We start from the raw sequence: 1,298 nt of genomic DNA, 5'->3' as shown, positions 1-1,298 counted from the left end.
AGTTAGCTCAGTTGGTAGAGCAACGGACTCTTAAACCGTGGGTCCAGGGTTCGAGCCCCTGTCTGCCCATCCTATAAACCACTAGGTCATTTGATCTAGTGGTTTTTTGTATCAAAAAAACGAGGCAGAAAACTCTCCCCCGTGTGCGAAAAATTTATTTAACCGCAGCAATTCGACCATCAAAATTCAAGGCGAGTAATCCACGATCAATCATACCTTCAACAATGTCTTCGTTTTGTTCCCCTGGGTGTTTCGCCTCTAACTCATCTTGGTACGTATCCACGTAGGTATCTTCAAACGCATCACGTATATCCTCTTTAGAACCAGTTTGAATGATACCATCCTTTTGATCCGCAATAAACTTGTCCAAATCCTCACTCAGACGCGTTTCTACCGCAGTTTGCGATGGCAAACTCGTGGCACTGCTCGTGGCCGTTGAATCACTCGTAGCGCTTGCAGACGACGAGCTTGTTGACTCGCTGGCTAACTTAGCTGATTCTGAGTAACTCTTAGCTAAACTCGCTTCATATCGACGCTCAAATTGCTCTTCCTTATGATCGTTGTAAGCTGCCATCCCCACCGCACCAACAATTAAAGCAACAGCCACACTCCCGACACTAATTATCCACTTCTTCATCAGCAGACACCCCCTTCTTCATTAGCACTAACGTTACCATGCAGATATGTACAAACAAACGCCCCATAATCGAAAACATTATGGCTTAAAATCGGTCAGTATCAGCATACTCAGCTAAACAGACATGTTCATCTGTCAAAAGGCAAAAGCACACTTGCTATGGATAAAAAAAGAGCGACTCAGCAAAAGCTGAGTCGCTCTTTTAAGGTTGTTACTAAAAGCGTTATGCTATTAGTCTTCTGCAACGAATGGCAAAAGACCCATAACACGTGCACGCTTGATAGCAGTCGTCACCTTGCGTTGGTTCTTAGCAGACGTACCCGTCACACGACGAGGCAAGATCTTACCGCGTTCTGAAATGAAACGCTCCAACAATTCAGTGTCCTTGTAATCCACGTATTCGATGTGGTTGGCTGCGATAAAGTCAACCTTACGACGACGGCGAGGGCCGCCACCACGACGTTGTTGTGCCATGATTAATTCCTCCTGATAGACTTATGTCGTTAGACAATTAGATATATCAACTTAGAATGGTAGATCATCGTCAGAGATATCAACCTCTTGACCACCACCGAAAGGATCATTAGATGATTGTGCAGGTGTTGACGCACCACCAAACACATTACCATTTGATGCAGGTGCACCGAATGGATTTTGTGCC

At 45.1% G+C, this 1,298-nt stretch carries 2 protein-coding genes and 1 pseudogene; all 3 read right to left on the bottom strand.

All coding sequences use genetic code 11. The features are described from left to right. Positions 1–154: 154 nt before the first annotated feature. Positions 155–637 carry a hypothetical protein gene (locus tag WEIDD23_RS05205; RefSeq protein ID WP_010375105.1) on the bottom strand — a complete coding sequence of 161 codons (483 nt, stop codon included), beginning with the start codon at positions 635–637 and terminating at the stop codon, positions 155–157. A gap of 231 nt (positions 638–868) precedes the next feature. Beyond that, positions 869–1,111, bottom strand: a complete 243-nt coding sequence (rpsR, locus tag WEIDD23_RS05200) for a 30S ribosomal protein S18 (protein WP_003608765.1) — start codon at positions 1,109–1,111, stop codon at positions 869–871. Between the two features lie 51 nt (positions 1,112–1,162). Beyond that, a pseudogene (locus tag WEIDD23_RS14540) lies at positions 1,163–1,298 on the bottom strand (single-stranded DNA-binding protein); the annotation flags it as partial.

This window comes from Weissella sp. DD23, assembly GCF_001579105.1.
GTDB classification, from domain to species: domain Bacteria; phylum Bacillota; class Bacilli; order Lactobacillales; family Lactobacillaceae; genus Weissella; species Weissella cibaria.
Note: the sequence above shows the minus strand (reverse complement) of the source record. Positions and strands in the feature narration are given on the sequence as shown.